We start from the raw sequence: 26,289 nt of genomic DNA, 5'->3' as shown, positions 1-26,289 counted from the left end.
AGTGGCAGCAAAGACTACCACTAAATTTACTATCTCTCGCTTAGATACTCTTGCAAGCTTTTTACTTCAAGTGCTTTGCCAGTTTGAACTGTGCTTAGTGACTTAGCAGCTGCAAGTGCTGCACGGATAGTTGTGAAGTAAGGGATCTTAAATCTAAGTACATTTTGGCGGATCTTTTTGCCATCATCCACGCTTGATTTAGTATCGCTTGTATTTATAACAAGTGCGATATCGCCGTTTTTAAGCCTATCTTCAACGTTTGGTCTGCCCTCGCTTATCTTATAGACAAACTCAGCCTCCACGCCAGCTTCGCTTAAAATTTTATGCGTACCGCCAGTTGCGACGATGCTAAAACCAAGTGCTATTAGCTCTTTTGCAAGATCAGGCGCGTAAGATTTATCAGCGTCAGCTAGCGTTAAAAATACCCTGCCCTTGCTTGGCAAAGTGTTGCTAGCAGCGATCTGGCTCTTTGCAAATGAGCTTGCAAAGTCGTGGCTGATACCCATGACCTCGCCCGTGCTCTTCATCTCAGGGCCAAGGATGAGATCAGCTCCACTTAGCTTGTTAAACGGCAGCACGCACTCTTTTACGCAAACATGCGAACTTACGCGAGGTTTTAAGATATCGCCATCTTCATAAACAACCTTATAATCATCATAAAATTTAAGCGCCTCACGTAAATTTCCCTGCCACATAACTCTTGTAGCCACCTTTGCCATAGGCACGCCAGTAGCCTTGCTCACAAACGGCACAGTCCTGCTTGCGCGAGGATTTACCTCGATCATATAAAGCTCGTTTTCATAGATAGCAAACTGGATATTCATAAGACCAACAACGCCTAAATTTAGCGCGATATCTCTAGTTTGCCTCTCCACTTTTTTTATCATTTCTGCACTTAAGCTCATTGGTGGCAATATGCAAGCTGAGTCGCCAGAGTGAATTCCAGCCTCCTCGATGTGCTCCATTATCGCACCTATATAGACCTCTTTGCCGTCACATATCGCATCCACGTCGAGCTCTTTTGCATCTTGTAAAAATTTATCAAGTAGCACTGGCGAGTGATTGCTAACCTTTACTGCCTCGTTCATATACTCTTTTAGCTCGCTCTCGTTATGCACCCTTCTCATCGCCCTACCACCTAGGACGTAGCTTGGGCGAACAAGCACTGGGTAGCCGATAGTCGCGGCCTTTTGCAAGGCTTCTTCTAGGCTAGTGGCGGTGTCATTTTTAGGCTGAAGGACGCCTATTTTATTTATAAATTCGCTAAATTTTTTTCTATCCTCGGCCACGTCGATCACTCTTGCGGTTGTGCCGATGATCTTAGCGCCGATCACGCTTAGGCGCTTTGCAAATTTAAGCGGAGTTTGGCCGCCAAAATGCACGATCACGCCGTCTGGCTTTTCACGCTCGATGACAGCTCTCACGTGCTCAAAATCGATCGGCTCAAAGTATAAAATATCGCTCGTGTCGTAGTCGGTTGAGACGGTTTCTGGGTTGCAGTTATACATTATCGTTTTTATGCCAAGGTCTCTTAGGGCGTAGCTTGCATGCACGCAGCAGTAGTCAAACTCTATACCCTGGCCGATCCTGTTTGGACCGCCGCCTATTATCATCACTTTTTTAGCGTCTTTTACAGGCTCTTTTTTAGGAAATTTAGTGATATTTGTGGTTGAGTAAAGATATGGCGTTAGCGCCTTAAATTCGCCCGCGCAAGTATCGACCTCGTTGTATTCAAGCTCGATGCCAAGCTTTTGCCTAGCAAAATAGATATCATTTTGGCTAAGCTCAAGATCGTCTTTTTCATTTATAAGCACAGCTATCATCTTATCTGAAAAGCCCATGCTTTTGGCCTCTCGCAGTAGCTCTTCGTTGTTTAAGATATCCATGTCGATCTTATCTTCAAATTTAACTATCTCATAAATTTGCTCCAAAAACCAAGGGTCGATCTTGCTAAACTCATGCACCTCAGCCACGCTAAAGCCATCTCTAAAGGCTTGCGCTAGATATAAAATTCTTCTCTCATTTGCATTTCTGATGCCATAAATCAAAGCGTTTTTCTCTAGGCTAAGGCTGTTAAATCCGCAAAGATCACGCTCTAGGCTGCAAAGCGCCTTTTGGATACTCTCTTTAAATGTCCTACCTATCGCCATAACCTCGCCAACTGACTTCATCGCAGTGCCTAGATATGGGTTTGATCCTGGGAATTTCTCAAATGTAAAACGCGGGATCTTTGTCACGATGTAATCGATCACCGGCTCAAAGCTAGCAGGCGTGCCTGTGATATCGTTTTTGATCTCATCTAGGCTAAAACCAACTGCAAGCAGTGTCGCTACCTTTGCGATCGGGTAGCCAGTAGCCTTACTGGCAAGTGCTGAGCTTCGGCTAACGCGTGGGTTCATCTCGATAACGATCATGCGGCCAGTTTTTGGGTCTATGGCAAACTGCACGTTGCTGCCACCAGTATCAACGCCGATCTCACGAAGTATGGCAAAGCTAGCGTCACGCATAGCTTGATACTCTTTATCTGTGAGCGTGAGTGCTGGTGCGACCGTGATGCTATCGCCTGTATGCACGCCCATTGGATCAAAATTTTCGATCGAGCAGACGATGATACAGTTGTCATTTCTATCTCTAATGACCTCCATCTCGTACTCTTTCCAGCCAAGCAAGCTCTCTTCTATCAAAATTTCATGTATCGGGCTTGCGTCAAGGCCAGTGTTGGCTAGCTCTTTAAATTCGTCCATATTGTAAGCCACGCCGCTTCCTGCGCCACCAAGCGTGTAGCTAGCTCTTATTATGAGTGGAAAGCCTATCTCGTTTGCCGCATTTAGCGCGTCGTCCATATTGTAGGCATATCTACTCTCAGGCAGATCCATGCCGATCTTTTGCATGGTCGCTTTAAAAATTTGTCTATCTTCGCCCTTTTTTATCGCTTCTGGGTTTGCACCAAGAAATTTGACATCCTTTAAAAGACCACTCTCAAAGACCTCCATAGCGGCATTTAGCGCCACTTGACCGCCCATCGTTGGCAAAATGGCGTCAATATTTTCTTTTTCGATGATCTTTAAAATGCTATCTTTTGTGATCGGCTCTATATACGTTGCGTCGGCGAAATTTGGATCAGTCATGATGGTGGCTGGGTTTGAGTTGATAAGCACTACGCGGTATCCAAGCTCTTTTAGCGTCTTGGCTGCTTGCGTGCCTGAGTAGTCAAATTCGCAGGCTTGACCGATGACGATAGGGCCTGAGCCGATTAGCAAAATGGTATTTATATCTGTTCTTTTTGGCATCATTTTTCCTTTGTTACAACGTATAGGTAGTTTGGTATGTTTAGCTTCGCATAGGGCTCAACTATCACGCTTTGATAGGAGCTCTCTTTTAAAATTTTACTCACGCGCCCTACTGGCACCCCACTAAAAAATATCCCGTCAAGCCCGCTCGTAAAGACCTCATCGCCCTCTTTTGGGCTGAGCCATTGTGGGATAAATTTCACCATTATTTGGCCTTGATTTCCATGCGCGACGCCTGGAATTTTGTCATTTCCTATATAGACTGCAAATATACTTTTTGGGTCATTTTGCAAGTATGCTAGCGGCTTGCCATCTTTTGCGATGACGATGCCAGCGCTGCTTCCTTGATAGATGAGCCCGTAAATTTTATTTGGGTCGTATCCTTCAAACTCGCTTATCCAAATTTTATTATAATCCCCGATATGTACGTAACTAAGCCCTTTTACTAGCTTTACAGCTGGGGCGTAGGCAGTTGAGTTTTTATCTTTTAAAATTTGATTTAGCTCGTTTGCAAAAGTAGATAAAAGCGTGGCTGAACGCTCTAGCTCTTTGTTTTGCGCTCTTAGTTTTTCTATCTCGCTAGCCTGCCTAAAATATTCGTTTATGTAATCTTTCACGCTTTTGGCAAAATTGTCGTATGAATTTATAGCGTAGTTGCTAAATTTGATAGATATGTTGCTTAAAATTTCGCCCTTAAACATCGAGGCGCCAGCAAGCAACGCTATAAAAACAAAAAGAACAATCTTACTCTTCATTTGTTAGCTGTTGTAAAAGTCCGATCTCTTGAAGTGCCTTGCCTGTGCCTCTAGCAACAGCAAGAAGCGGCTCATCAGCTACAAATACTGGAAGCTTAACGATATCAGACAAGAACTTATCAAGCCCTCTAATAAGCGCTCCACCGCCAGTTAGCACGATACCAGTCTCGACGATATCGCCAGCAAGATCAGGCGGCATCATCTCAAGCACAGTTTTTAGCGCATCTGCGATCTCTTTTAGCGGCTCTCTCATCGCCTCTCTCACATCCTCGCTTGTTAGCTCAACCCTGCTTAGAAGACCGCTCACTTGGTCGCGTCCTTTTACCACTACGCTTAGCTCTTTTTCTAGCTGCACAGCAGAGCCCACAGCGATCTTTATCTCCTCGCCTGTTCTCTCGCCTATTAGTAAGTTGTATTTTTCTTTTATGTAATTAACAATGCTGCTATCTATCTTATCACCAGCTGTGCGGATAGATTTTGATATTACCAAACCGCCAAGTGAGACGACACCGATCTCAGTCGTACCACCGCCGATATCAACTACAAGGTTGCCTTGTGGTTCGCGAACTGGTAAATTTGCTCCGATAGCTGCTGCCATAGGCTCTTCTATCAAAAATACCTCTCTAGCTCCTGCGCTTAGTGCGCTCTCTCTAACAGCCTTTCTTTCAACCTGAGTAAGTCCGTAAGGAACTGAGATGATGATCCTTGGGCGTAAGAAATTTTTCCTTCTATGAGTCTTTTCTATAAAGTAGCGTATCATCCTCTCTGTCATGTCAAAGTCCGCGATAACGCCATCCCTCATCGGTCTTATCGCCTCGATGTCGCCAGGAGTTTTTCCCACCATCTCTTTTGCAGCGTGGCCGACTGCTAGAATTTTTTGTTTTCCATATTTTTCACGTCTTACTGCAACAACTGATGGTTCATTTATGATTATTCCCTTATCTTTTACCAAAACCAAAGTGTTTGCCGTACCTAAATCTATACCCATATCACTTGAGAAAAAACCTATAACCTGATCTAAAAACATCTATTTCCTTTACGCTGTTAATTTATTGTGCTTTACCAAAATCGGCTTTGCCTTATCTTTTACCGTCTCTTTTGAGATCACGATATCGTAGTCTTTTAGCTCTGGCAGATCATACATTATATCTGTCATAAGCTCTTCCATTATGCTTCTAAGCCCTCTTGCTCCAGTCTTGCGCTCGATAGCAAGGCTCGCTATCTCTTCAAGCGCCTCATCATCAAATTTAAGCGCAGCGCCGTCGATCGCACAAAGCTTTTGATATTGTTTTAATATCGCATTTTTTGGCTCGGTCAAAATTTTAACCATATCCTCTTTTGTTATCTCATTTAATGTAGCCACCACGTGAAGTCTGCCGATAAGCTCGGGGATGAGGCCGTATTTTACAAGGTCGTCTGGCTCAAGCATGCTTAGTAAATTTTCTTTTTCATTTTTGCCACGTTTTTCTTGGTTAAATCCAAGTACGTTTTTACCAACTCTGCGCTCGATAATATCAAGAAGTCCGTCAAATGCGCCGCCGCAAACAAATAAGATATTTGTCGTATCTATCTGGATGAAGTCTTGGTTTGGATGCTTTCTGCCGCCTTTTGGTGGGATATTTACGACGCTGCCTTCGATGATCTTTAAAAGCGCTTGCTGCACGCCCTCGCCTGAGACGTCCCTTGTAATGCTTCTATTTTCACTCATCCTAGCGATCTTATCGATCTCATCGACAAATACAATGCCCTGCTCCGCCTTTTTCACGTCGCCATTTGCAGCTTGCAAGAGCCTTGTAAGGATGTTTTCAACGTCCTCGCCGACATATCCAGCCTCAGTCAGGCTTGTCGCATCGCAAATCGCAATAGGCACGTCAAGAAATCTCGCCAAAGTCTGAGCCATCAACGTCTTGCCACTTCCAGTTGGACCAACAAGCAAGATGTTTGACTTTGAAATTTCGGTGTCGTCTTTGATGTCGCTTTGTTTAAAAATTCTCTTATAGTGGTTATATACGCCGACGCTAAAGACCTTTTTAGCCCTATCTTGGCCGATCACGTAGTTATCAAGTACCGCTTTTAGCTCCTTTGGAGTGAGTTTTTGATACTCTATCGCCTCTTCACTTTTGCTCTCTTCTACACTCGTATCACCATGTATCATATCGTATGCTGCTGCTATACAGTACTCGCATATATAGGCGTTTCCTTCGATATCTGCTAATAATCTTCTCTCAGCAGACTCAGCCTCGCCACAAAAATTACACTTTCTAGCCATTAATCTCTTCCTTTTGCAAGCGGAATTCCTCTTGTCGTTTCTAATATAAATTTACACATTTTTTTAACATTTTCGTCACTTGTTTTTGCGATCAGCTCATTTGCTTGATCTTTTAGGCTAACGCCTTGATTAAACAAAAATTTATAAGCGCGAACAAGCTCTTCAACCTGCTCTTTGTCAAATCTACGCCTAATGCCAACTAAATTTAAACTTCTTATATAGGCTCTGTTGCCCTCAGCTAGGCAAAATGGCACTACATCTTGGCTTAGCGCACTTGCTCCTGCGACCATGCAGCTCTCACCCACTCTAACAAACTGGTGAATAGGCGTAAGACCGCCCACAACAGCGTAGTCGCCAAGCTCGACGTGGCCAGCTAGTGTTGCATTATTTGCCAAAATGACGTTGTTGCCTATTATGCAGTCGTGTGCGATGTGAGAATATGCCATGATAAAGGCATTATCGCCGATCCTTGTTATACCATCGCCCTTGTGCGTGCCTGAGTTTATCGTACAAAACTCACGTATAGTTGCGTGCTCGCCGATGATGACGCCAGTATCGACCTCATCTTTATAGCTGATATCTTGCGGGATGTCGCCCACGATCGCGTAGCTAAATACACGAGAGTTATCGCCGATCCTCGTCTTGCCAAGCACCCTTGCGCCTTGTTTTATCGTGACGTTGTTGCCAAGGACTGCATCTTTACTTACAAATGCGTAAGCCTCGATATTTGCGTCATCTCCTATTATCGCTCCATCTTCTATAACAGCTGTTTGGTGGATGTTTTTCATTGTCTCTCTTTTTTAAGCAAAAGCCTATTTATCGACTATCATCGCTTTAAGTTCAGCCTCGGCGCATAGCACATCATCAACATATGCCTTGCCCTCAAGCACCCAAATATTACCTTTGTGTTTTAGCACGTTTAGTCTGTACTCTAGCCTATCTCCAGGGCGGACTGGATGGCGAAATTTCGCTCCGTCAATGCTCATAAAATAGACTACTTTGTTCTCGATGCCAGCTTGATGCTCGTCGCTCATACTCTTAAACGCTAGCACGCCACCAGCTTGCGCCATGCCCTCAATGATCATCACGCCAGGATAGATCGGGTGACCTGGGAAGTGCCCCTGAAATATCGGCTCGCCAATGGTTACATTTTTATAAGCGACGATGTTTTTTGCAGGCTCTAGCTCGACAACTCTATCGATAAGCAAAAAAGGAAATCTATGTGGGAGAATTTTTTGAATTTCTACGACGTCTATCACGTTTTGGCCTTAGTAATGTAAATTTTTGCAGATTGTAACAAATTTATACTAAGAAAAAAATTATTAGTCTCTTTTAAAATCTCTGAAATTTAGCCTTAATGGGTCTAAATTTAGTCCTCTAAAACCAAAATTTCTTCGCTATCGTTGTAAAAAACAGCCTTTGCGTAAATTTCGTAGCTGCCCTTTTTGACCTCGTCTAAGATGATGATAGGATTTTGCGAAAACTCCCCGCTTATATCACGGCGAAATTTCATCTCAGTGCAAAGCTCAAGCGGCCTTTTGCAAAGCTCATCTACACTTTTAAATTTGCTATTTGTAAATTTATTAAAGCGCTCTATGCTCATAAATATCGCGCCCTCTTTTAGCTCATCATCGATCTCGCAGTCACGCTCTACATTTAGCTTTAAATTTTCTCTTTTAAAGCCAGAATAGAGCACAAAGTAGCTTGGCACCACAGCGTTTTGAAATTTAACACTAGCACGCAAAAGCCTGTAGTTTAAAAATCGCCTTCTAAAAAGGTGAAATTTCTCCCCTCTCGCCTCGCAAAGGCGCACCTTTTTGTAAAGCTCAAGTCTAGCCTCAATGCTACCATAAAGTGCCCTTGCGTGTAGCTCGCTCATTAGCTCACTTTGGGGTAAATTTTGCGAGTCACGCTGTTTTTTTAGCGCAAAGACGCAACCGCAGTAGTTTTGGTGATAGAGCTTGTCCTTTTTAGCGAGGATAAACTGCTCGCTTGTACCGCCATTTTTTCTATAATCAACCGCAACCGCCTCTAAATTTGAGCCAGCCACCGCCTCATCAAGCGCCTTTTTAAGCTGAGTAAAGTCCTTTTTTGGGCTCATTAAAAGTGTCGTCGTGATCTTATTTAGACCAAGCTCAAGCGCCTTTTTAGCAGAGTCTTTCATACGAAAGTCAAAGCAGTATTCGCACCTTTTGCCCTTTTCTGGCTCATCTTCAAGCCCTTTTGTGCCGCCAAGCCACGCTTCGTAGTCGTATTCGCCACATATTAGCTCGATGCCTAGCTTCTCGCAGCTTCGCTTCACGTCCTCAAAACGCAGTAAAAATTCGCTATATGGATGTATGTTTGGATCGTAAAAATAGCCTACTATTCGCTCATTTGGATGATCTTTTCGTAGGCGCTGTAAAAAGTAGTGGCTATCGACCGAGCAGCAGATATGAACTAGCAAATTTGACCTTTTTTGCTTGCATTATATCAAAGTTTGGCGTCATAAAATTTAGCTGCATCAAGGTATTTTTTAAGGACATTTTGACTTGCAAGATCATCAAATTTACCCCACGCCACTTGCTTGCCAGATTCGATGATTAGCACCTTTTGCGCTATCTTCATCGCACTTAGGATATCGTGCGTGATAAAGATAATGCTGATCTTTTTATCTAAGCTTAAAAGCAAATTTATAATCTTTTGCTTCGTCTCGTTGTCAAGCCCGCTTGTTATCTCGTCGCAGATTAGGATTTTTGGCTTTGAAAGAAGCGCTAGCAGTATCCCGACCCTTGTCGCCTCGCCGCCACTTAGCTGAGATGGATATTTTTCTAAAATTTCATCTTTTAAATTTAAATTTGCCAGAAGCTCTTTGAGCTCATTTTCGCTAAAGCTAAGCTTAAGATATGACCTCACATGAGCGATCGCGGTTTTTACTTTTAGCGCTGGATTTAGGGCTTGTTTTTGGTTTTGCAAGATATATCTGATATCTTTTTTTAGCTCATTTTTGTCCGTGATCTCTTCACTGTTTATATAAATTTTGCCCCCACTTTTTGGCTCGCTAAATGATATGAGCTTTGCAAGCGTGCTTTTGCCACTGCCACTTTGCCCCAAAATGGCTAAATTTTCGCCATCATCAAGCTCGCAACTTATCCCCTCCAAAAGGTGTAGCACTTCAGCTCTAGCGTTAAAATGCTCCTTAAAGCTTAAACTTTTTGATACATTTTCAAGCCTGATTTTCACGCATTTTCCTTTAAATTTAGCCGCCCATCTCTCATCTGCCAAATTTCATCACTAAGATAGCTTGTCAGCGCCTCATCATGCGAGATAAAGATGACGCTCATCTTGCCCTTTAAACTCTCCAAGATGCCCACCACGTGGCTACCGCTAATGCTATCAAGCCCGCTTGTTATCTCATCGCAGATTAAAATTTTTGGCTTCAGGCAAAGCGCAAGAGCGATCTGCACGCGGCTCGCCTCGCCGCCACTTAGTTCGTATGAGTATTTGTGCCAGATGAGATTTGCATTACCCAGCCCAAACTCCCTAAAATAAGCAAATGCAAGCTCTTTATTTGTTTTATTATCGCCGCCAAGATAGGCGTTAAAGTGATCGCCCACGTTTAAGAGTGGATGAAGGCTGGCAACGGAGTTTTGAAAAACGAGCGCAGCGACCTTTTTTCGGTGCTCTTTTAGCTCATTTTGACTAAGTTTTAAGATATCTTTTTTATAAATGCTAAATTTATCCGCTCTCACTCTAAAATCATCATCAAAAAGCCTTATTAAACTCTTTGCAAAGAGCGATTTGCCACTACCACTTGCACCCGTGATACCTATAAATTTACCCTCGCTCATAGTAAAATCAAGCTCACGCAAAAGCTTCTTATCCTTATAAAAAACGTTTAAATTTTTAATCTCTATCATATTTTTATATTGCCATTTTTTGAATTTGACGTGATGATCGAGGTTGCAAGGATGAGCAAAAAGAGCGTCACGCCAGGGAAAAGCACCATCCACCAAGAGCCCAAAAAAAGCGCCTCTTTGCTCTCATTTAGCATGATGCCAAGGCTTATTTTATTTGCATCGCTACCCACGCCAAAAAAGCCAAGCGTGGCCTCCATAACGACTGCATTTATCGCGTTTATGCCAAAGATACTAACTATTAAATGCTTTAAATTTGGCAAAATTTCAAAGCAGATAAGACTAAATTTACTAGCCCCATTTATCACAGCCTGCTCGGCGTAGTCGCACTTTTTACTAAGTCTTAAATTTTGCATAAAGACTTTTGCGCCCTGCATAAAGGAGCAAATGGCGATGATAAAAGAGGTAATCAAAAGATCGCCACTACTAAATGAGCTAAAAAGCATGATAAAAACGATGTTTGGGATACTTAAAAAAGCATCAAGCCCCTTATCAAAAAGGCTCTCACAAACTCTGCTCTTGCTCGTGCCAAAATATGCGTAGATGAGCGAGAAAAGCGTCGTTAAAAAGCCAGCTAGTAGCAAAACAAGAAGCGAGTTTTTAAGCGCGTAGGCCACTCTTATGAGATTGTCTCTACCAAGGATGTCAGTGCCAAAGATATGCTCGCTACTTGGGGCTAAATTTACCGCCATAAAGTCAGTGAAATTTGGCTCAAATTTAGAAAAAAATGGCGTCACAAAGGCAAATGTGACAAGCGCTAAAAATACAAAACAGGCTAGGGAAAATATGACTTTTCTCATAAATTTCTCTTATCTGCCAAGATAGCGAAAATTTTAGCCAGTAAATTTGCAAAAACGACAAAAACAGCCGTTAGCAAAATGGTCGCAAGTGCGACTGGATAGTCTTTGGCGATGACTGCATCAAGGCTAAGCTTGCCTATGCCTGGAAATGAAAAAATGCTCTCAATAACATATGAGCCAGCAAAAACGCCAGCCACAAGGGTTGCGAAATAATAGACTATATCGGTGCTTGCGTGCTTTATAGCAAAGAGATAAATTTTGCCCCGACCCAAGCCTCTAGCGTGAGCCGTCTGGATAAAGTCAGCGTTTAGGCTTTGATTTAGCCTGTCTCTTACAAATTTCACGTTTGCGCCAAGGTGTGGCAAGATGATGGCAAGCGTTGGCAAGATGATAAATTTAGCCCCAACGCCGCTAGATCCTAGCTCGTTTGCCCCAGAGCTTGGCAGCACGTTTAGATAGACACTAAAGATCGCTATTAGCACGAGTGCGATGTAAAAATGCGGCAATGATGCTAGCAAAAACGAGCTAAAGTTTATAAAAATATCGGCAAATTTATTCTTATAAATGGCGCTTAAAAGCCCCAAGAAAAATGACAAAAAAACTATCAGAAAAAACGAAGCAAAAAACAAAATAAGCGAGTTTAAAAGTCTCTCTTTAATGAGTAAAAAAACGCTTGCCCCACTTACAAAACTAGTGCCAAAGTCGCCCGTGACAAAGTGAGCCAGCCACCTAAAATACTGCACAAAAAAGTTATCTTTTAGCCCCAAATTTTCTAAAATTTGCTCTTTTACAGCCACGCTCACCGCCTCACTTCGCAAAAACATCGCATCAGTGACATTGCCTGGCAAAAAATATATGAGCAAAAATAGAAAAAATGAGATAAAAAACAGCAACCCAAGGCTTGAGATCGCTGTTTTCAAAATGGCTCTAAACAAAGTTTTTATCCACTATTTTACTTGCCACTCTCTTATGTTCCATAAAAATCCAGCCCCATGGTGGCCTAAAATTTGCGTCTTTATGCCTGAAATTTTGTTGTTAAAAACGAGCGGATAGTCGAGATAGGCTATAAAAATGTAAGGTGGATTTTCAAAAAGTGCTTTTAGAAATTCTTTGTAGTATTTTTTCCTAAGTTCCACGTCCTTTGTATATCTTGCGTTTTTTAAGGCAAGATCGACGTTTGCGTCCTTGTAGTGGCTAAAATTCCAGCCATTTTCATTGACATCGATGTCAGCAAATCCGCCAAAAATTCTATATGTGTGAAAGTCTGGATCAAATGGGCTGCCCCAGCCGATCACAAAGCTATCGACCTTGCTTATGCTAAAGGCTGTTCTTGGCTTTGCATAGGCTTTGGCTCTTACGCCAAATTTCTCAAACTCGCTGCTTAAAATTTTAGCTAGATTGACCCTTAAGATGTCGTTATTAAAGGCGTAGATGTCAAAGCCAAGCTCCTTGCCGTCTTTTTCAAAAAAGCCAGCCTTGTTTTTCTTAAAGCCACTCTTTTCAAGTAGCTCCCTAGCTTTTTGCGGATCGTAGCTAAATTTAAACTCGCTGTCGTTTGCAAAGCTTTTTTCTATCGGATTGTTCGCTACGCTTGCATATCCGTGAAATAGTTTTTTAACTATCTCATCCTTATTGACCGAGTAGTTTAGGGCGATCCTTACATTTTTATCTTGAAAGATAGGATCATTAAAGTTAAACATCAAAGCTCTATAGTCCGCACTTTTAAACTTAAGCAAGCTTAATTTTTTATCATCTTTTATGAAATTTACACCAGTTGGAGAGATGAGCGCAACGTCGATCTCGCCGCTTTTTAGGCCTACAAGTCTTAAATTTTCATCACCAACTATCTTTAAAAATAGCCTTTTTATCTTTGGCTCACCCTTATAAAATTTATCATTTGCCACAAACTCCAAACTCTCATCTTTTTTCCATTTTACAAGCTTGTAAGCGCCAGTGCCAATAGGTGCGTCGTTAAATTTATCAGTCGCGATATCTTTGCCCTTTAAAATGTGCTCAGGCAAAACGCCAAAGCTAAGTGCGTCAAGAAACGGTGGAAAAGGCTCTTTTAGCGTGATCTTAACTTTATAATCACCCAAAATTTCAACGCTTTTTACCACCTCGTAGTTTGAGATAGCAGGCGCGTTTAGCTTCTTATCTTGAGCCGCTTCGATGGTAAATTTAACGTCCTTTGCGCTAAATTTCACCCCGTCATGCCAAAAAGCATCATCTCTTAGCTCAAAAATATACTCCAGCCCGTCATCACTCATCTGCCAAGACTTGGCAAGCTCAGGCACGACATGGCTATTTTCATCATGGCTAGTAAGTCCAGAAAAAACCAGCGAAAGCGTAGGATCGTGGTCCTCGTCGTAGAGTGGATTTATACGAGGTGTTTGCTCCTCGATAGCGACCACAACGGCATTCTCATTTGCATAAGCAAAGGCAGAAAACAACAAAAACAATAAAGCCAAAAATCTCTTCATCACTCGCTCCTTTGTTTAAAAAATATTTGACGAATAGTAATACGAAATGCATAAAAGTATTATTAAGATAAGTGTAAATTTAATGTATAGAAAATTTGCAATTTCTAACTAACTTTTAACCTTTTTTAAAGTAAAATCAGGGCTCATTTTAGCTGACAAAAAGGTAAATTTCACAATGGATAAAAAGAAAAAAATAGCCCTAATCACCGGCATCTGCGTAGTCTCACTTTTGCTTATCTACACGCTTCTTGGCTTTTTTGGTCTGCCTTATGCTATCAAAAATATCGCACCAAAATACCTAAAAGACTACAACGCAACGCTTTTTGTAAGTGATGCTAGATTTAATCCCTTTACCTTTGAGCTAAACGCTACAAATGCCGAGCTAAACACCACTTCGCCGCTTTTTAGCACGAAGCAGATCGACCTTAAGCTAAAGCCATTTTCTATCTTTAAAAAGCTAGTTGAGATAGACATTTTTAGGCTAGATGAGCCAAAAGTAAAGATCACAAGAGATAAAAAAGCAAATTTTAACTTTAGTAATTTTATAAGCGATAATAACGCAACCAGCGAAGATAACAGCACTAGCTCGATAAATTTCGCACTAAATAACGCAAAAATCATCAAAGGTTCATTTTCTTATAGCGATCAAAATTTAACAAAGCCATTTAATGTAAGCTTTGATGATATAAACTACGAGCTAAGCTCGCTAAATACGAAGAAAAATAGTGCTGGCAGTCACATTTTTGACTCAAACTCAAGCCTAGCGCACAAGATCGATCTAAATGGCGATATCAAGCTAAATCCACTAAAAATAGAGGGCAACGTCAGCATAAAGGACTTTAGCATAAAGCCAGTTGCGATAAGCTTCATCGACAATGACACGTTAAATCTAAAAAATGCCATTATAAACTTAAAGATAAACTACGCTTTAAATGCCGATGAGAACGCAACTAGGATAAATTTAAAAGATGGCTTTTTAAATGTAAAAGGACTAAGCCTTGATGAAGGTGCAAATGAGCTTAGTCTTGGCGAGCTTGAGCTTCCAAAATTTGATCTTGATAGCAAGATAGCTGACAAAACAGAGGCTGCGCTAAATTTAAGCGCTATAAATTTAAATGATATCTCTTTTAAAAATGCTATCGCTGCAAGCGTAAAATCACTAAATTTAAGTGATATCTCGCTTCTTGCAAATTTAAATGAAAAAAGCGAGCTAAATGCCACAGCCAAGCTAAAAAGCATAGGCGCAAACGCTCTTAAAGTAGATGAAGCGGATAGAAATTTAGCAAATTTAAAAGATATAAATGCTTCAAATTTAAATCTAAATTTAGCAAATAACAAAACCGCGCTAACGCTTGAAAAAATAGTACTTAATGGCATCAACGCGCCACTTAGCAAAAGCGCAAGTGCAAACGTTGCAAGTGCTGGCGTGACAAATACAAGCTTCACAATGGATGGCAACAAAAGCCTTGCGAGCCTTGATGAGCTAAATGTAAAAAACATAGGGCTTAAAGCAAAAAATAAAGATATAGCAAGCGTCGCTGATGTGGGAGTAAAGAGCATAAGCTTCGATCTTTTAAAAATGGCTCTTGGGGTTGAAAATGTAAGCATAAATAGAGCGAAATTTAGCTCAGAGCTAAGTGACAATGGTCTAAGCGCTGTAAATGAGCTAGGATTTGGCGAGCAGAGCGCAAAAGCTACAAAAGTGACAAAACACACTAAAAAAGTGGAGAAAAAGGCTGAAAATAAAAGTGCTTCAAAAAGCAAAGAAAATGAGTTTAAATTTGATATAAAAAATATAAGTGTAAATAACGCAGATATCGCTTTGACACACCTTTTTGAGGGCGAAAAGATCGCTCATAAATTTGATAATCTTTTTGTAAAAGTAGCAAATTTAAGTAGCGATTTTAGCAAGCCATTTGATGCAAAAGTGGCGATGAAAAGCTCACAAAAGCTAAATTTGGATGTTGATTCAAAGATAAAGATCGAGCCACTTGACGTGAGTGCAAAAATCAAGCTAAATGATACAAATTTACCAAAGTATTTTGCCTACGCAAAGCCCTTTTTAGAGGCCGATCTAGCTAGCGGTCAGATGAGCGCAGATGCCCAGCTTCACTACGCAAAAGATATCAAAGCAGACGCAAAAGTTAGCATCAAAGATATAAGGCTAAATGGCAAAAAAGCTGAAAAACTAATCGCCTTTAAAAGCCTTGATCTTGAAAAAATTTCATTTGCCAAAAGTGACCTTGCCATAAGCGGAGTGAGCTTAAATTCTCCATTTATCAAGGCTCATCTAAGCAAAGAGCGTAAATTTAACCTATCTCAGATCGTAAAAGAGGATAAAAATAAGGCTAAAACCGAGGCAAAACCTGAGAGCAAAAAGGCAGCTAGCAAAAAAGATGACGAGCTAAAATTTAGCGTGAAAAACTTCTCTTTAAAAAATGGCGAGGTTGATTTCTCGGACGCATCGCTATTTATGCCATTTGCCACAACGATCTCAAAGCTAAATGGCAAGCTCACTGACATCGATAAAAAGCGCCCAAGCTCAGGCGAGTTTCAAGGTGTGGTTGGTAAAAATGGCTTTGCGCAGATCACAGCAAAACTCTTTCCATTTGAGCTAAAGCAAAATACCGACATAAAGCTTGACTTTAAAGATATCGATCTAACTGATATAACGCCATATAGTGGGCAGTTTGTTGGCTATAAGATCAAAAAAGGCAAGCTAAATTTAAACCTAAACTATAGCGTCGCCGACTCAAAACTAAATGGCTCAAATTTCATAAATTTTGACTCACTTACACTTGGAGAAAAGGTTGAGTCAAAAGACGCTGTAAATTTACCACTTTCGCTTGCTATCTCGATACTTAGCGATCAAAATAATCAAATAAATATCGATCTGCCAGTTGAGGGAAATTTAGACGATCCTGACTTTAAATATGGCGGCGTCATCTGGGCAGCTGTGAAAAAACTCTTTGCTGACATCACGCTAGCTCCATTTAGATTTTTAGGTAACGCCCTAGGACTTGGCAGCAAAGATCTTAGCTCTATTGATTTTCTTGCTGGAAGTAGCGAGCTCATAAGCTCAGAAGCGCCTAAGATAGCTGATTTCATAAAGCTAACTGGCTCAAAACCTAAGATGAAGCTTAGCATAACGCCAACATACTCAAAACTCGATGAAAGCTTTTATAAAAACAAAAAACTAGATCAAAAGATCAACCAAATCATCGCTTCAAGCGGCAAAGACTACATCGCAGTTTTAAATGAGCTTGTGCCAAATTTAAAAGATAGAAGCGAAAAAGCCCTAAGAGAAGAGGCGCTAAAGGGCATCGAGGTCGATAAAGAAAAGCTAATAGAACTTGCAAATGAGCGTGCAAATGCGGTAAAAGAGGCGCTTATAAAAGCTGGGCTTGAGGCTGGCCGCATAAATATGAACGATGCAACAAGCTCAGAGCCTAAGCAAAACACCTATACAAGCGTGCTAATGGGAGTGGCGAACTAAATTTCATTTATTTCGCTGCTTCTTGCATTATAGACAAACCAGCTAAGAAGCATAAGCATCATAAATGCCCCAAAAATAAGGCTTGCGTAAAAATATAAATTAAAATCAGCTCCGAGCAAATTTGCATTGTGAAGAGCGATCATAACGCCAGCTAAGGCGATTAAGTAGCCAATTAGCTTGATGATGAAAATTTTAGGATTTACAAGGATCAGCAAAAGGCCACAAAGTATGATGCCAAGGGCTATTTGTAAATTTGAAACGTCAGCTTGAGCGCTTGAAGTAAGTGTTAAAAAACCAGCTAAAAGTGCCATTAGTATCATCAAAACTGCATAAACCGCCCTGCTTCGTCCAAAGCCATACATAAAGCAAACAAAGCCCTTATTTTGCCTGTTATAGTCCATTTTCGCTCCTTTTGGAAGTTTGCTTATTTTAATGCCAAATTCTTAAATAACGGCTTTAATCTGAAATTTCACTCATTTTGGCTAATATTTTGCATCTTAAAAAAGGAGCAAAAATGCCTTATGTTAATATCAAAATAGCAGGCCCAGAGCCTACAAAAGAGCAAAAAGATCAAGTATTTCACGAGGTGACAGATACGCTTGTGAGGGTGCTTGGCAAGAAAAAAGAGGCGGTTATGATATTTTTAGAAACTCACGACGCGAGCAACATCGGCGTAGCAGGCGAGAGTGTAGAGGATAAAAGAAAGGGGATAAAATGAGCGAATTTAGCAAAGCAGACATTGAAAGAAAGATAACGCTTGAAGTTGGCGATAAAGCGCCAGAGTTTGAAGCGCTAAATCAAGATGGCGTAAAGGTCGCGCTAAAGGACTTTATAGGCAAAAACGTGGTGCTTTACTTCTACCCAAAAGACAACACTCCAGGCTGCACGACTGAGGCTTGCGAATTTAGCGCAAACTACGATCAGTTTATTAAAAACGATACCGTTATCATCGGCGTTAGCCCAGATAGCGTGAAGTCTCACGTTGGCTTTATCGCAAAGCAAAATTTAAAGCACATCCTCTTAAGCGATGAGGATAAAGAAATTTCAAAGCTTTATGGTGTTTGGCAGGTCAAGAAAAACTACGGTAAAGAGTATCTTGGCATCGCCAGAAGCACCTTTGTGATCGGCAAAGACGGCAAGATAGCTAAAATTTACAAAAGCGTAAAAGCCAAAGACCACGCCGCAAAAGTGCTAGCTGATCTAGTAAAATAAGGAGCAAAGATGAAGCTTATAAAAATGCTAATTTTAAGTGCGTTTTTTGCGCTAAATTTATCAGCACTGACTGAAGGCGTGGAGTATCAAACTCTAGCAAAACCGCTCAACGTGCCTAAAAACTCAGTCGTCAAGGTCTTTAGCTACGACTGCCCTCACTGCTATAAATTTGACCGAACGATCACAAGAAAGCTGATGTCAAAGCTTGATGGGGTCAAATTTATCCCATATCACCTAAGCACCAAAGGCAAACTTGGCGAGACTACAAGTAAAATTTTCGCCGCTCTTATATCGATAGACGAGGCAAATGGAACTGATCTGCTAAGCGATGAGTCTAAATTTAAGCAAGCTAAATTTGCGATCTACAAAGCAAGACACGATGAAAAAGATGACTTTAATGACGGCAAAGATAAGCAAAGATTTATAGATCTAGCGCTAAATGCGGCTCACGTGAGCAAAGACGAATACGAAAAAGCGCTAAGCTCGGATCGTGCAAAAGAGCTTTTAAACGAGTGGTTTGCCTCTTATGATGTAGCAAGTATAAGCGGTGTGCCAGCCTTTGTAGTAAGTGGCAAATATCTGATAAATTTAAACGCAGCATCATCGATCGATGAGATGGCAAAGACGATAAAAGAGCTTTTAGATAAGTAACTTTAGCCTAAAATTTACGGACATTTTGGGCTTAGAAATGTAAATTTAAAGCAATTTTAGATAAACTCGGATCAAATTTCTAAAAAAGAAAGGTTTAATTATGAACGCTTCAGAATTCATCTGGATGGATGGAAAACTAGTAAAATGGGACGATGCGAAAGTACACGTTCTAACTCACTCTTTGCACTACGCTAACGCTGTATTTGAGGGCACAAGAGCTTATAAAACAAAAAAAGGTCTAGCTATTTTTAGACTAAAAGACCACACAAAAAGACTTTTAAGATCAGCAAAAATGACCGTTTTAAACGTGCCTTATACTGAAGAAGAGCTTGAAAAAGCACAGATCGAGCTACTTCGCGCAAATAAATATAACAGCAACGTCTATATCCGCCCACTTATCTTTTTAGGATACGGCGTAATGGGCGTAGCGCACACAAAAGCACCAGTGCAAACTGCTATCGCTTCATGGGAGTGGGGTGCTTATCTTGGCGATGAAGGCCTAGAAAAAGGCATCAGAGTTAAAATTTCAAGCTTTGCCAAACTTGCCCCTGATGCTCAAATGAACAGAGCAAAAGCTAGCTCAAACTACCTAAGCTCACAAATGGCAAACTACGAGGCAAAAGAGGCTGGATACGACGAAGCGCTGCTTCTTGACAGCGAGGGCTTTGTGGCTGAAGGTCCAGGTGAGTGCTTCTTCATCGTTGAAAATGGTGCTTTAATCACTCCACCAAACGACAACAGCCTACTTAGTATCACTCAAGATACAGTCATAAGACTTGCTCACGATCTTGACATCGAAGTAAGAAGAGAGCGCATCACAAGAGATCAAGCATACACAGCTGACGAGGCATTTTTCACTGGCACTGCAGCTGAAGTAACTCCGATAAACAGCATAGATAACCGCATCATCGGCAACGGCGCTAGAGGCGAAGTGACAAAGAGACTACAAAAAGCTTACTTTGACGTAGTTTATGGTCTAAACAAAAAATACGAATCATTTTTAACATATATTTAAGATTTAAAGGAACGAAATGCCCGCTGATTTAAATGATTATTTCAACAAAAAAAAGCCAGGTAATGACAACAGGGGCTCGGGTCAAAATAACGACAAAGAGCCACCTTTTAAAAAGGATTTTAAAATGCCAAATATACCAAGTGGCTTTGGCAAATTTGGTGCGCTAGCCTACATTATAATCGCCATTATCGCGATCCTTGCTATCACTCAGCCATTTAAAGTGATACACTCAGGCGAGGTCGGCATCAAAGCCACAGCGGGTAAATATGAGCCAAATCCTTTGCAACCAGGATTTCACTTCTTTTTGCCATTTATCCAAGATATCATCGTAGTTGATACTAGAGTTAGGATCATCAACTACACTTCAGGTGAAGATATGGGCGAGAGCTTGCAAAAGTCTTATCAGGGAGCTGGAATTTTACGCAAAAACTCTATCTCAGTTTTGGACGCTAGAAATTTACCAGTTAGCATCGATATCACCGTGCAGTACCGCCTAAATCCAGAAAATGCACCACAAACTATCGCATCTTGGGGTCTTAGTTGGGAGAGCAAGATCGTTGATCCTGTCGTGCGTGACGTAGTTCGTAGCATCGCTGGTAAATACACAGCCGAAGAGCTACCAACTAAGAGAAATGACCTAGCAAGGCAGATCGATGAGGGCATAAGAAAAGACATCGATTCACAGCCAAACAAGCCAGTCGAGCTTCTAACAGTGCAGCTTCGCGAGATCATCTTGCCTTCAAAGGTAAAAGAGCAGATCGAGCGTGTCCAGATCGCTAAACAAGAGGCTGAGAGGACAAAATACGAGGTTGAGCGTGCAAATCAAGAGGCTCTAAAACAAGCTGCCCTCGCAGAAGGTAGCGCAAAAGCTGCTATCATCGAGGCAAAAGGTAAGGCTGATGCTATCAAGATCGAAGCTGATGCGACTGCGTATGCAAACAAAGAGATCGCAAAAAGTGTCGATCAAAATTTATTAAATTTAAAACAGATCGAGACACAAAATAGATTTAACGACGCTCTTAAAGAGAACAAAGATGCCAAAATTTTCTTAACACCTGGCGGAGCTGTGCCAAATATCTGGCTAGATGCAAAAGATAGAGCAAAAGCTAGCTCGGTTAGCGAAAGGTAAAAATGAATAGCGTAGCAAAAAGTATAGACTGGCAAAAGGTTGGTGGATTGCTCCCGGTGGTGGTTTGCGATCACGCTACAAACGAGGTTTTGATGCTTGCTTATATGAACGAAGAAGCACTAAATTTAAGTCTATCTAGCCGCTACGCTCACTACTTTTCACGCACTAAAAATAGAATTTGGAAAAAAGGCGAAGAGAGTGGCAACACGCAAGAGATCAAGGCTGCGTTTTTAGACTGCGACAACGACACTTTGCTTTTAAAAGTCATTCAAAATGGAGGCGCTGCTTGTCACACTGGGGCAAGGTCTTGCTTTTTTAACGAGATAAATTTAGAAAATTTAGAAATTTCAGATGAAAAAAGCGAGGTTAAAAAGCCAAGTTACGGCGTCATTGACGAGCTTTATCACGTTATAGAAGATAGAAAGCTAAATGCTGATCCGCAAACTTCATACGTGGCAAGCCTTTTTAAAAAGGGTGAAAATCAAATTCTAAAAAAAGTTGGCGAAGAAGCTACAGAGCTTGTCATGGCGGCAAAAGAGCTTAGTTTTGCCAAGCAGATAAAACAAGATGAGCAAAAAGCAAAAAATGACCTCATCTACGAAGCAGCCGATCTTTGTTTTCACACACTTGTGACACTTTCAGCCCACAACATACATCCAGATGCCGTCAAAAACGAGCTTGCAAGGCGTTTTGGCATGAGTGGCATCGAAGAAAAAAGATCGCGAGATGTTAAATAGCATCAAGCATAACATACTTTTCATACTTCAAAACGCCAAACTTATCGACTTTCTAGCCTATGGTTGGGTGTTTTTAGCCTTTATATTTATCGTGCTTTTAGGAATTTTCGTCGCGATAAAATCATGGTGGCAGATAGGATTTTTATTTATCCTAGCTGGTTTTTTGGGACTTTTCGCAGGTAACTACTACGCAAACAAATATATAAACGAAAATCTAAGACCAGTTAGCATAAGCAAAATAAACACAAAACAGCTTCAATATGTCGATGCGTTGATGGTTGATTTTAACATCACAAATAATTCAAACTACACATTAAACGTTTGCAAAATCGAGCTTGGCTTCTACCTTGGCTCAAAGCAAAGCACGAGAAATTTTCTAAATTCGCTCAATCCTTTTGCCAAAAAACGGATCATTTTAAATGAAGTGCTTTTGCCAAAGCAGAGCAAGCAGATAAGAGAATTTGTCAATGACTTTGCCTTCATTGACTACAATATCACCAAAAAAGCGGAGTGTTTTTGATGAGCTCAAACTACTTTACCATCGTTCATATCATCGTGCTTTTCGCGATCGCACTACTTTCTATTTTATTTCTTGTGCTCTCGCTTAGAGCCGAGCGAAAACTATTTTTATCGCTACTTTTTACAAACATTTTGGTCTCAACCACGCTTGCCATTTTTTTGATGCTAGTTCTTGATAAATACACCAAAAAAGGCATAGTTGAAGGCGTAAAAAGCGAGCGAGTGTTAAGAAATGAAAGCATCGTCTTTAGAGGTCAAGTAAGAAATGTCGGCAAATTTACCATTAGCAAATGTACCCTTACAATTAAGCTCATTAATCAACCGCTAAACAAAAACGATCTTGGCGGCGAGGCGCTATTTAAACCAAGCGGGATCTCATTTTTCTCATGGGTTTTTGGAGGCGATGAGGACGAGAGACCAAACACTGTGGCATATAAATTTGACGTAGCTCAAAATTTACCAAAGCAAAAAGCAGTGCCATTTACAGTGACTATGCCTTATCCGCCATATTTTAAAAATGGTATGAATATCACAAAACTTAGTTGCTACTAATAAATTTAGATAAATTTTTAGTATTTATTGCATTTTGTAGTTACAATCTGGCTAAATTTCTCTTAAATTTAAAATAGCTCAACTCATAAAAATTTGGCTTATATAAAATAAAATTAAATATGAAATTTTAAACCAAAGCCAAAAGGCAATGGTTTAAAATTTAGTTTTAATGTCTTGAAAGATAGTTTGTATCGTAGTTGTTGCTTAAAAAGTCTTTGTTTTCCATCATGGCGATGTGAAAGTCTTTTGTTGTTTTGATGCCGCTTATTATGAGCTGATCAAGAGCAACTTTCATCTTATGAATGGCTCTGTTTCTATCAGTGTCCCAAACAACGAGCTTTCCGATCATACTGTCATAATACGGCGGTATAGAATAGTCTTGGTAGATGTGGCTATCCATTCTCACGTTGCGGCCACCTGGGCAGACATATTTTGTGATCTTGCCAGGGCACGGAGTGAAGGTGTTTGGATCCTCAGCTGTGATCCTGCACTCGATCGCATGGCCTTTTAGCTCGATGCTCTTTTGTGATGGTAGTTTTTCGCCCTCGGCCACTTTTATCATAAGCTCGATGATATCAAGTCCGCTTACCATTTCGCTTACTGTGTGCTCGACTTGAAGTCTCGTGTTCATCTCGATGAAGTAAAAGTCTAAATTTTTATCAACCAAAAACTCAAACGTACCTGCCCCCTCGTAGCCGATCGCTTTTGCCGCTTTTATGGCAGTTTCATGTAGCCTCTCTCTTGTTTTTTCATCAAGCAAGATAGCTGGGCTCTCTTCAATCAGCTTTTGGTGACGGCGCTGCATAGAGCAGTCACGCTCGCCTATGTGAAGCACGTTGCCGTGGCTATCGCCGATGATTTGAACCTCGATGTGGCGTGGATTTAGGATATATTTTTCCATATACATCGTGCCATCGCCAAATGCACTCATCGCCTCGCTCTCAGCCGACCAAAACGCTTTTTCTAAATCAGACTCTTTTTCAACCACGCGCATACCGCGTCCGCCGCCACCTGCCGCAGCTTTTAAGATGACAGGATAGCCTATCTTTTTAGCTAGCTCTTTTGCAGCTTTTGTATCAGCCACAGCGCCGTCTGAGCCAGGGATGACTGGAACGCCAGCTCTTTGCATGACCTGTTTTGCCTTACTCTTGTCGCTCATCAAAGCCATCGCAGCAACGCTTGGTCCAATAAATTTTATCTTGTGGTGTGAGCAAATTTCAACAAAATTTTGATTTTCACTTAAAAAGCCATAACCTGGGAAGATAGCGTCTGCTTCGCTGATCTCAGCTGCGCTTATGATAGCTGGGATATTTAGGTAGCTGTCACTTGAGCGCTCTTTACCGATGCAAATAGCCACGTCGGCGTATTTTACGTAAAGTGCGTCTTTGTCAGCGGTTGAATAAACTACAACGGCTTCTTTACCCATCTCCTTTATCGTTCGCAAAGCACGAAGAGCGATCTCGCCGCGGTTTGCAATTAAAATTCTTTTTAATTCCATTAATTTTTCTCCACGCCAAATAACGGCAATCCAAACTCAACTGGCTGTCCGTCAGAGACTAGCATCTCAGTGATCTGGCAGTCAAACTCAGCCTCGATCTCGTTCATGATCTTCATAGCTTCGATGATGCCCACTACATCGCCTTTTCTCACTCTTTGACCTACTTTTACAAATGGAGCAGCGCCTGGGCTTGGAGCAGCGTAGAAAGTACCTACCATAGGAGATTTTATGCTATCTTTTGGCGAATTTGCAGCTGGTTTTACCTCTGAGCTAACGACAACATTTACAGGTGTTGGCGCTGGAGCTGCTGCTTGTGTCGCTGGCTTTGCAGGCGCGCAATAATCAGCAAATTTCTCTACCTCGACCTCAAAATCACCACTTTTTATCTTGATATGATTCATCTCCATACCATTAAAAAATTCGATAAGCTCTTTTATATCTTCTTTTTTCATAGAAAATTCTCCTAAATTTTTATATAAGCCCCTAATTGTAGCGAAATTTAAATAAATTTAATTTTTAGCTGGCATAAATTTTGTGCTAAATTCTACTTTTTTCTAGCAAATTTATAATAAAAAATAAGATAAAACTAAGCACAACTAAAACAAGGCTTAAAGCGAGTGCCTGATCGCTTCTGCCGTCATAGACTGCGTTGTAGATAGCAAGTGAGATGGTGTCTGTTTTGCCTATGATATTGCCACCTAAAATGAGTGTTATACCAACCTCGCCAAGCCCTCGCGAGAGCGCTAAGATAAAGGCTGCTGCCACGCTTTTTGCGATGCTTGGGAAAAGCACTAAAATGGCTGTTTGAAATTTATTTTTACCAAGGCTGTATGCCGCCTCGCTAAGGCTTTTTGAAAGTGAGCTAAGCGCTGAGGCTACGGGCTTTACAAAAAGTGGCAGTGAGGCTATGAAAGCTGCTATCACAAGGGCTTTAAAGCTAAAGACGATCTCTAAATTTAAAGCCTTGCCTATGATGCCATTTTTGCCAAGTAGATAAAGCAGTAAAAATCCCGTCGCAATGGGCGGAAATATGAGCGGAAAGGTGACTATCATCTCGGCAATGGCTCTAAGCTTAGACTTGCTAAAAGCTAGAAAATAAGCTAGAGCTAGCCCAAAAATAGCAAGCAAAAGCCCTTGGCACAAAACGACCTTTATGCTTAAAAATAGCGGATCAAAAAGCCAAGCAAGCTCTTGCAAATTTCGCCCTATCTTATGCCAAATTTAGCGTAAATTTCTTTTGATCTCTCGCTTTTTAGCTCGTTTATAAATTTCTCGCAGTCAGCCTTTTTCTCGCATCCTTCAAGCTTTGCAGCCACGATGTTTGCTGGTGCATAAAGCGACTTGTCTATCAAGATAAAACTACCAAATTCATCCTTGTGCGCGTTTAGCTCGGTTTGGTTGATAAAGCCAGCATCAACTTCGCCGTTTAATATATAGGTAACGACCTGTGGCACGCCTGCAACTGCTAAAATTTTATCCTTTAGCTCGCCCTCTAAATTTGCTTTTTGCATAAACTCGCTCGCTCTCTTGCCATAAACTGTCTTTGCCGCGTCTGGCATAGCGATTTTTGAAAGCGTTTTTAGCTCGTCAATTTTTTCTATTTTCAAGCCTTTTTTAGTAGCTAGCACCAAGGCGCCAGAGCCTAAATTTACATATTCAGTGATCTTTAGATCGGGCTTTTTCAAAAAGTCCTCATCGCCCACTATCACGTCAGTTTTGCCCTCTTTTGCCTGCGCCATGATCGCTTTGATGTTTGCAAAAGAGGTGTCAATATTTACGCCATCTTTTTTGAGATTTTGCGCGACTGCCTCGACTATCTTTTTATATCCACCGCCCGCACTAACTAGTAAATTTTCATTGCCAAATGCAAAAACTGCTGCCATTAAAAGTAAAAATTTTTTCATATTTTTTTCTTTAAAAATAAAATTTCACGATTTTATAAAATATACTCTTATACATTCTTAAAATATATTTTTACAATTTTACTCTT

26 protein-coding genes are annotated in these 26,289 nt (G+C 41.0%); 9 read left to right on the top strand and 17 right to left on the bottom strand.

The genetic code is table 11. From position 1 onward, the window contains the following. Window positions 1–29: 29 nt before the first annotated feature. The 12 genes from carB to CVS81_RS00340 form a co-directional block, all read right to left on the bottom strand. Window positions 30–3,290, bottom strand: coding sequence for a carbamoyl-phosphate synthase large subunit (gene carB / locus CVS81_RS00395; protein ID WP_107964718.1), 3,261 nt, complete (start codon window positions 3,288–3,290; stop codon window positions 30–32). Then, complete coding sequence (gene mreC / locus CVS81_RS00390; RefSeq protein ID WP_004317872.1) at window positions 3,290–4,045, bottom strand: rod shape-determining protein MreC; 756 nt, start codon at window positions 4,043–4,045, stop codon at window positions 3,290–3,292. Before mreC ends, carB begins: the two co-directional genes overlap by 1 nt. Then, window positions 4,035–5,072 (bottom strand): rod shape-determining protein, encoded by a 1,038-nt coding sequence (locus CVS81_RS00385; RefSeq protein WP_002939972.1) that lies wholly within the window; start codon window positions 5,070–5,072, stop codon window positions 4,035–4,037. Before CVS81_RS00385 ends, mreC begins: the two co-directional genes overlap by 11 nt. 9 nt (window positions 5,073–5,081) lie before the next feature. Continuing rightward, window positions 5,082–6,314 (bottom strand): ATP-dependent Clp protease ATP-binding subunit ClpX, encoded by a 1,233-nt coding sequence (gene clpX / locus CVS81_RS00380; RefSeq protein WP_107964717.1) that lies wholly within the window; start codon window positions 6,312–6,314, stop codon window positions 5,082–5,084. After that, window positions 6,314–7,102, bottom strand: a complete 789-nt coding sequence (gene lpxA / locus CVS81_RS00375; RefSeq protein WP_107964716.1) for an acyl-ACP--UDP-N-acetylglucosamine O-acyltransferase — start codon at window positions 7,100–7,102, stop codon at window positions 6,314–6,316. The genes clpX and lpxA overlap by 1 nt, the downstream gene beginning before the upstream one ends. Before the next feature lie 24 nt (window positions 7,103–7,126). After that, complete coding sequence (gene fabZ, locus CVS81_RS00370; protein WP_004317884.1) at window positions 7,127–7,573, bottom strand: 3-hydroxyacyl-ACP dehydratase FabZ; 447 nt, start codon at window positions 7,571–7,573, stop codon at window positions 7,127–7,129. A 110-nt stretch (window positions 7,574–7,683) separates the two neighbouring features. Further along, on the bottom strand, window positions 7,684–8,760 hold the full coding sequence (locus tag CVS81_RS00365) for an epoxyqueuosine reductase QueH (RefSeq protein WP_107964715.1): 1,077 nt from the start codon (window positions 8,758–8,760) through the stop codon (window positions 7,684–7,686). A 26-nt stretch (window positions 8,761–8,786) separates the two neighbouring features. Beyond that, a complete protein-coding gene (locus CVS81_RS00360) occupies window positions 8,787–9,536 on the bottom strand; it encodes an ATP-binding cassette domain-containing protein (RefSeq protein WP_107964714.1) in 750 nt (249 codons plus the stop codon). Further along, entirely contained in the window at window positions 9,533–10,213 is a 681-nt protein-coding gene (locus tag CVS81_RS00355; protein ID WP_107964713.1) for an ATP-binding cassette domain-containing protein, read from the bottom strand. Before CVS81_RS00355 ends, CVS81_RS00360 begins: the two co-directional genes overlap by 4 nt. Then, window positions 10,210–11,010 (bottom strand): ABC transporter permease, encoded by an 801-nt coding sequence (locus CVS81_RS00350; RefSeq protein ID WP_107964712.1) that lies wholly within the window; start codon window positions 11,008–11,010, stop codon window positions 10,210–10,212. Before CVS81_RS00350 ends, CVS81_RS00355 begins: the two co-directional genes overlap by 4 nt. Beyond that, entirely contained in the window at window positions 11,007–11,930 is a 924-nt protein-coding gene (locus CVS81_RS00345; RefSeq protein WP_234399487.1) for an ABC transporter permease, read from the bottom strand. Before CVS81_RS00345 ends, CVS81_RS00350 begins: the two co-directional genes overlap by 4 nt. A 27-nt stretch (window positions 11,931–11,957) precedes the next feature. Next, window positions 11,958–13,490: an ABC transporter substrate-binding protein gene (locus CVS81_RS00340; RefSeq protein WP_107964710.1), complete on the bottom strand. Its 1,533-nt coding sequence runs from the start codon at window positions 13,488–13,490 to the stop codon at window positions 11,958–11,960. Window positions 13,491–13,665: 175 nt separating this feature from the next. Between CVS81_RS00340 and CVS81_RS00335 the strand changes: the two genes are divergently transcribed. Next, window positions 13,666–16,986: a DUF748 domain-containing protein gene (locus tag CVS81_RS00335; RefSeq protein ID WP_107964709.1), complete on the top strand. Its 3,321-nt coding sequence runs from the start codon at window positions 13,666–13,668 to the stop codon at window positions 16,984–16,986. On the opposite strand, the gene CVS81_RS00330 is transcribed toward CVS81_RS00335, so the two are convergent. Further along, window positions 16,983–17,387: a hypothetical protein gene (locus tag CVS81_RS00330; RefSeq protein WP_021084112.1), complete on the bottom strand. Its 405-nt coding sequence runs from the start codon at window positions 17,385–17,387 to the stop codon at window positions 16,983–16,985. The genes CVS81_RS00335 and CVS81_RS00330 overlap by 4 nt on opposite strands. Before the next feature lie 113 nt (window positions 17,388–17,500). On the opposite strand from CVS81_RS00330, the gene CVS81_RS00325 reads away from it, so the two are divergent. The 8 genes from CVS81_RS00325 to CVS81_RS00290 all read left to right on the top strand — a co-directional run bounded on the left by CVS81_RS00325 (window position 17,501) and on the right by CVS81_RS00290 (window position 22,801). Continuing rightward, on the top strand, window positions 17,501–17,704 hold the full coding sequence (locus CVS81_RS00325; protein ID WP_103579000.1) for a tautomerase family protein: 204 nt from the start codon (window positions 17,501–17,503) through the stop codon (window positions 17,702–17,704). Further along, window positions 17,701–18,198, top strand: a complete 498-nt coding sequence (gene bcp, locus CVS81_RS00320) for a thioredoxin-dependent thiol peroxidase (protein ID WP_103571730.1) — start codon at window positions 17,701–17,703, stop codon at window positions 18,196–18,198. The genes CVS81_RS00325 and bcp overlap by 4 nt, the downstream gene beginning before the upstream one ends. A gap of 9 nt (window positions 18,199–18,207) precedes the next feature. Continuing rightward, window positions 18,208–18,849 (top strand): thiol:disulfide interchange protein DsbA/DsbL, encoded by a 642-nt coding sequence (locus CVS81_RS00315; protein ID WP_021084127.1) that lies wholly within the window; start codon window positions 18,208–18,210, stop codon window positions 18,847–18,849. A 100-nt stretch (window positions 18,850–18,949) separates the two neighbouring features. Next, window positions 18,950–19,864 carry a branched-chain amino acid transaminase gene (locus CVS81_RS00310; RefSeq protein WP_107964708.1) on the top strand — a complete coding sequence of 305 codons (915 nt, stop codon included), beginning with the start codon at window positions 18,950–18,952 and terminating at the stop codon, window positions 19,862–19,864. A 16-nt stretch (window positions 19,865–19,880) separates the two neighbouring features. Beyond that, window positions 19,881–20,993: a prohibitin family protein gene (locus CVS81_RS00305; protein ID WP_107944690.1), complete on the top strand. Its 1,113-nt coding sequence runs from the start codon at window positions 19,881–19,883 to the stop codon at window positions 20,991–20,993. Window positions 20,994–20,995: 2 nt separating this feature from the next. After that, complete coding sequence (gene hisIE, locus CVS81_RS00300; RefSeq protein ID WP_107964707.1) at window positions 20,996–21,730, top strand: bifunctional phosphoribosyl-AMP cyclohydrolase/phosphoribosyl-ATP diphosphatase HisIE; 735 nt, start codon at window positions 20,996–20,998, stop codon at window positions 21,728–21,730. Beyond that, window positions 21,720–22,250 carry a DUF2393 family protein gene (locus tag CVS81_RS00295; protein WP_103569306.1) on the top strand — a complete coding sequence of 177 codons (531 nt, stop codon included), beginning with the start codon at window positions 21,720–21,722 and terminating at the stop codon, window positions 22,248–22,250. Before hisIE ends, CVS81_RS00295 begins: the two co-directional genes overlap by 11 nt. Next, window positions 22,250–22,801 carry a DUF2393 family protein gene (locus tag CVS81_RS00290; RefSeq protein ID WP_021088134.1) on the top strand — a complete coding sequence of 184 codons (552 nt, stop codon included), beginning with the start codon at window positions 22,250–22,252 and terminating at the stop codon, window positions 22,799–22,801. The genes CVS81_RS00295 and CVS81_RS00290 overlap by 1 nt, the downstream gene beginning before the upstream one ends. A gap of 166 nt (window positions 22,802–22,967) precedes the next feature. Here the strand turns inward: CVS81_RS00290 and CVS81_RS00285 are convergent, their stop codons facing one another. From CVS81_RS00285 to modA, 4 genes are all read right to left on the bottom strand, one after another. Next, window positions 22,968–24,299: an acetyl-CoA carboxylase biotin carboxylase subunit gene (locus CVS81_RS00285; protein ID WP_107964706.1), complete on the bottom strand. Its 1,332-nt coding sequence runs from the start codon at window positions 24,297–24,299 to the stop codon at window positions 22,968–22,970. Further along, window positions 24,299–24,751 carry an acetyl-CoA carboxylase biotin carboxyl carrier protein gene (gene accB, locus CVS81_RS00280; RefSeq protein WP_103602213.1) on the bottom strand — a complete coding sequence of 151 codons (453 nt, stop codon included), beginning with the start codon at window positions 24,749–24,751 and terminating at the stop codon, window positions 24,299–24,301. The genes CVS81_RS00285 and accB overlap by 1 nt, the downstream gene beginning before the upstream one ends. Before the next feature lie 85 nt (window positions 24,752–24,836). Then, window positions 24,837–25,496, bottom strand: a complete 660-nt coding sequence (locus CVS81_RS00275) for a molybdate ABC transporter permease subunit (protein WP_107964705.1) — start codon at window positions 25,494–25,496, stop codon at window positions 24,837–24,839. Between the two features lie 8 nt (window positions 25,497–25,504). Beyond that, window positions 25,505–26,203 carry a molybdate ABC transporter substrate-binding protein gene (gene modA, locus CVS81_RS00270; protein ID WP_107964704.1) on the bottom strand — a complete coding sequence of 233 codons (699 nt, stop codon included), beginning with the start codon at window positions 26,201–26,203 and terminating at the stop codon, window positions 25,505–25,507. Between the last annotated feature and the right edge of the window lie 86 nt (window positions 26,204–26,289).

Source organism: Campylobacter concisus, assembly GCF_003049065.1.
In the GTDB taxonomy this organism is placed as follows: Bacteria; Campylobacterota; Campylobacteria; order Campylobacterales; family Campylobacteraceae; genus Campylobacter_A; species Campylobacter_A concisus_BE.
The sequence above is the reverse complement of the archived record's forward strand: the minus strand, read 5'-3'. Positions and strand labels throughout refer to the sequence as shown.

Bases quoted from the DNA above. Each gene is read 5' to 3' on its own strand.
- carB (WP_107964718.1), bottom strand. From the start codon at position 3,290: ATGCCAAAAAGAACAGATATAAATACCATTTTGCTAATCGGCTCAGGC.
- mreC (WP_004317872.1), bottom strand. From the start codon at position 4,045: ATGAAGAGTAAGATTGTTCTTTTTGTTTTTATAGCGTTGCTTGCTGGC.
- CVS81_RS00385 (WP_002939972.1), bottom strand. From the start codon at position 5,072: ATGTTTTTAGATCAGGTTATAGGTTTTTTCTCAAGTGATATGGGTATA.
- clpX (WP_107964717.1), bottom strand. From the start codon at position 6,314: ATGGCTAGAAAGTGTAATTTTTGTGGCGAGGCTGAGTCTGCTGAGAGA.
- lpxA (WP_107964716.1), bottom strand. From the start codon at position 7,102: ATGAAAAACATCCACCAAACAGCTGTTATAGAAGATGGAGCGATAATA.
- CVS81_RS00355 (WP_107964713.1), bottom strand. From the start codon at position 10,213: ATGATAGAGATTAAAAATTTAAACGTTTTTTATAAGGATAAGAAGCTT.
- CVS81_RS00350 (WP_107964712.1), bottom strand. From the start codon at position 11,010: ATGAGAAAAGTCATATTTTCCCTAGCCTGTTTTGTATTTTTAGCGCTT.
- CVS81_RS00340 (WP_107964710.1), bottom strand. From the start codon at position 13,490: ATGAAGAGATTTTTGGCTTTATTGTTTTTGTTGTTTTCTGCCTTTGCT.
- CVS81_RS00335 (WP_107964709.1), top strand. From the start codon at position 13,666: ATGGATAAAAAGAAAAAAATAGCCCTAATCACCGGCATCTGCGTAGTC.
- CVS81_RS00330 (WP_021084112.1), bottom strand. From the start codon at position 17,387: ATGGACTATAACAGGCAAAATAAGGGCTTTGTTTGCTTTATGTATGGC.
- CVS81_RS00325 (WP_103579000.1), top strand. From the start codon at position 17,501: ATGCCTTATGTTAATATCAAAATAGCAGGCCCAGAGCCTACAAAAGAG.
- bcp (WP_103571730.1), top strand. From the start codon at position 17,701: ATGAGCGAATTTAGCAAAGCAGACATTGAAAGAAAGATAACGCTTGAA.
- CVS81_RS00315 (WP_021084127.1), top strand. From the start codon at position 18,208: ATGAAGCTTATAAAAATGCTAATTTTAAGTGCGTTTTTTGCGCTAAAT.
- CVS81_RS00310 (WP_107964708.1), top strand. From the start codon at position 18,950: ATGAACGCTTCAGAATTCATCTGGATGGATGGAAAACTAGTAAAATGG.
- CVS81_RS00305 (WP_107944690.1), top strand. From the start codon at position 19,881: ATGCCCGCTGATTTAAATGATTATTTCAACAAAAAAAAGCCAGGTAAT.
- hisIE (WP_107964707.1), top strand. From the start codon at position 20,996: ATGAATAGCGTAGCAAAAAGTATAGACTGGCAAAAGGTTGGTGGATTG.
- CVS81_RS00295 (WP_103569306.1), top strand. From the start codon at position 21,720: ATGTTAAATAGCATCAAGCATAACATACTTTTCATACTTCAAAACGCC.
- CVS81_RS00290 (WP_021088134.1), top strand. From the start codon at position 22,250: ATGAGCTCAAACTACTTTACCATCGTTCATATCATCGTGCTTTTCGCG.
- CVS81_RS00285 (WP_107964706.1), bottom strand. From the start codon at position 24,299: ATGGAATTAAAAAGAATTTTAATTGCAAACCGCGGCGAGATCGCTCTT.
- accB (WP_103602213.1), bottom strand. From the start codon at position 24,751: ATGAAAAAAGAAGATATAAAAGAGCTTATCGAATTTTTTAATGGTATG.
- modA (WP_107964704.1), bottom strand. From the start codon at position 26,203: ATGAAAAAATTTTTACTTTTAATGGCAGCAGTTTTTGCATTTGGCAAT.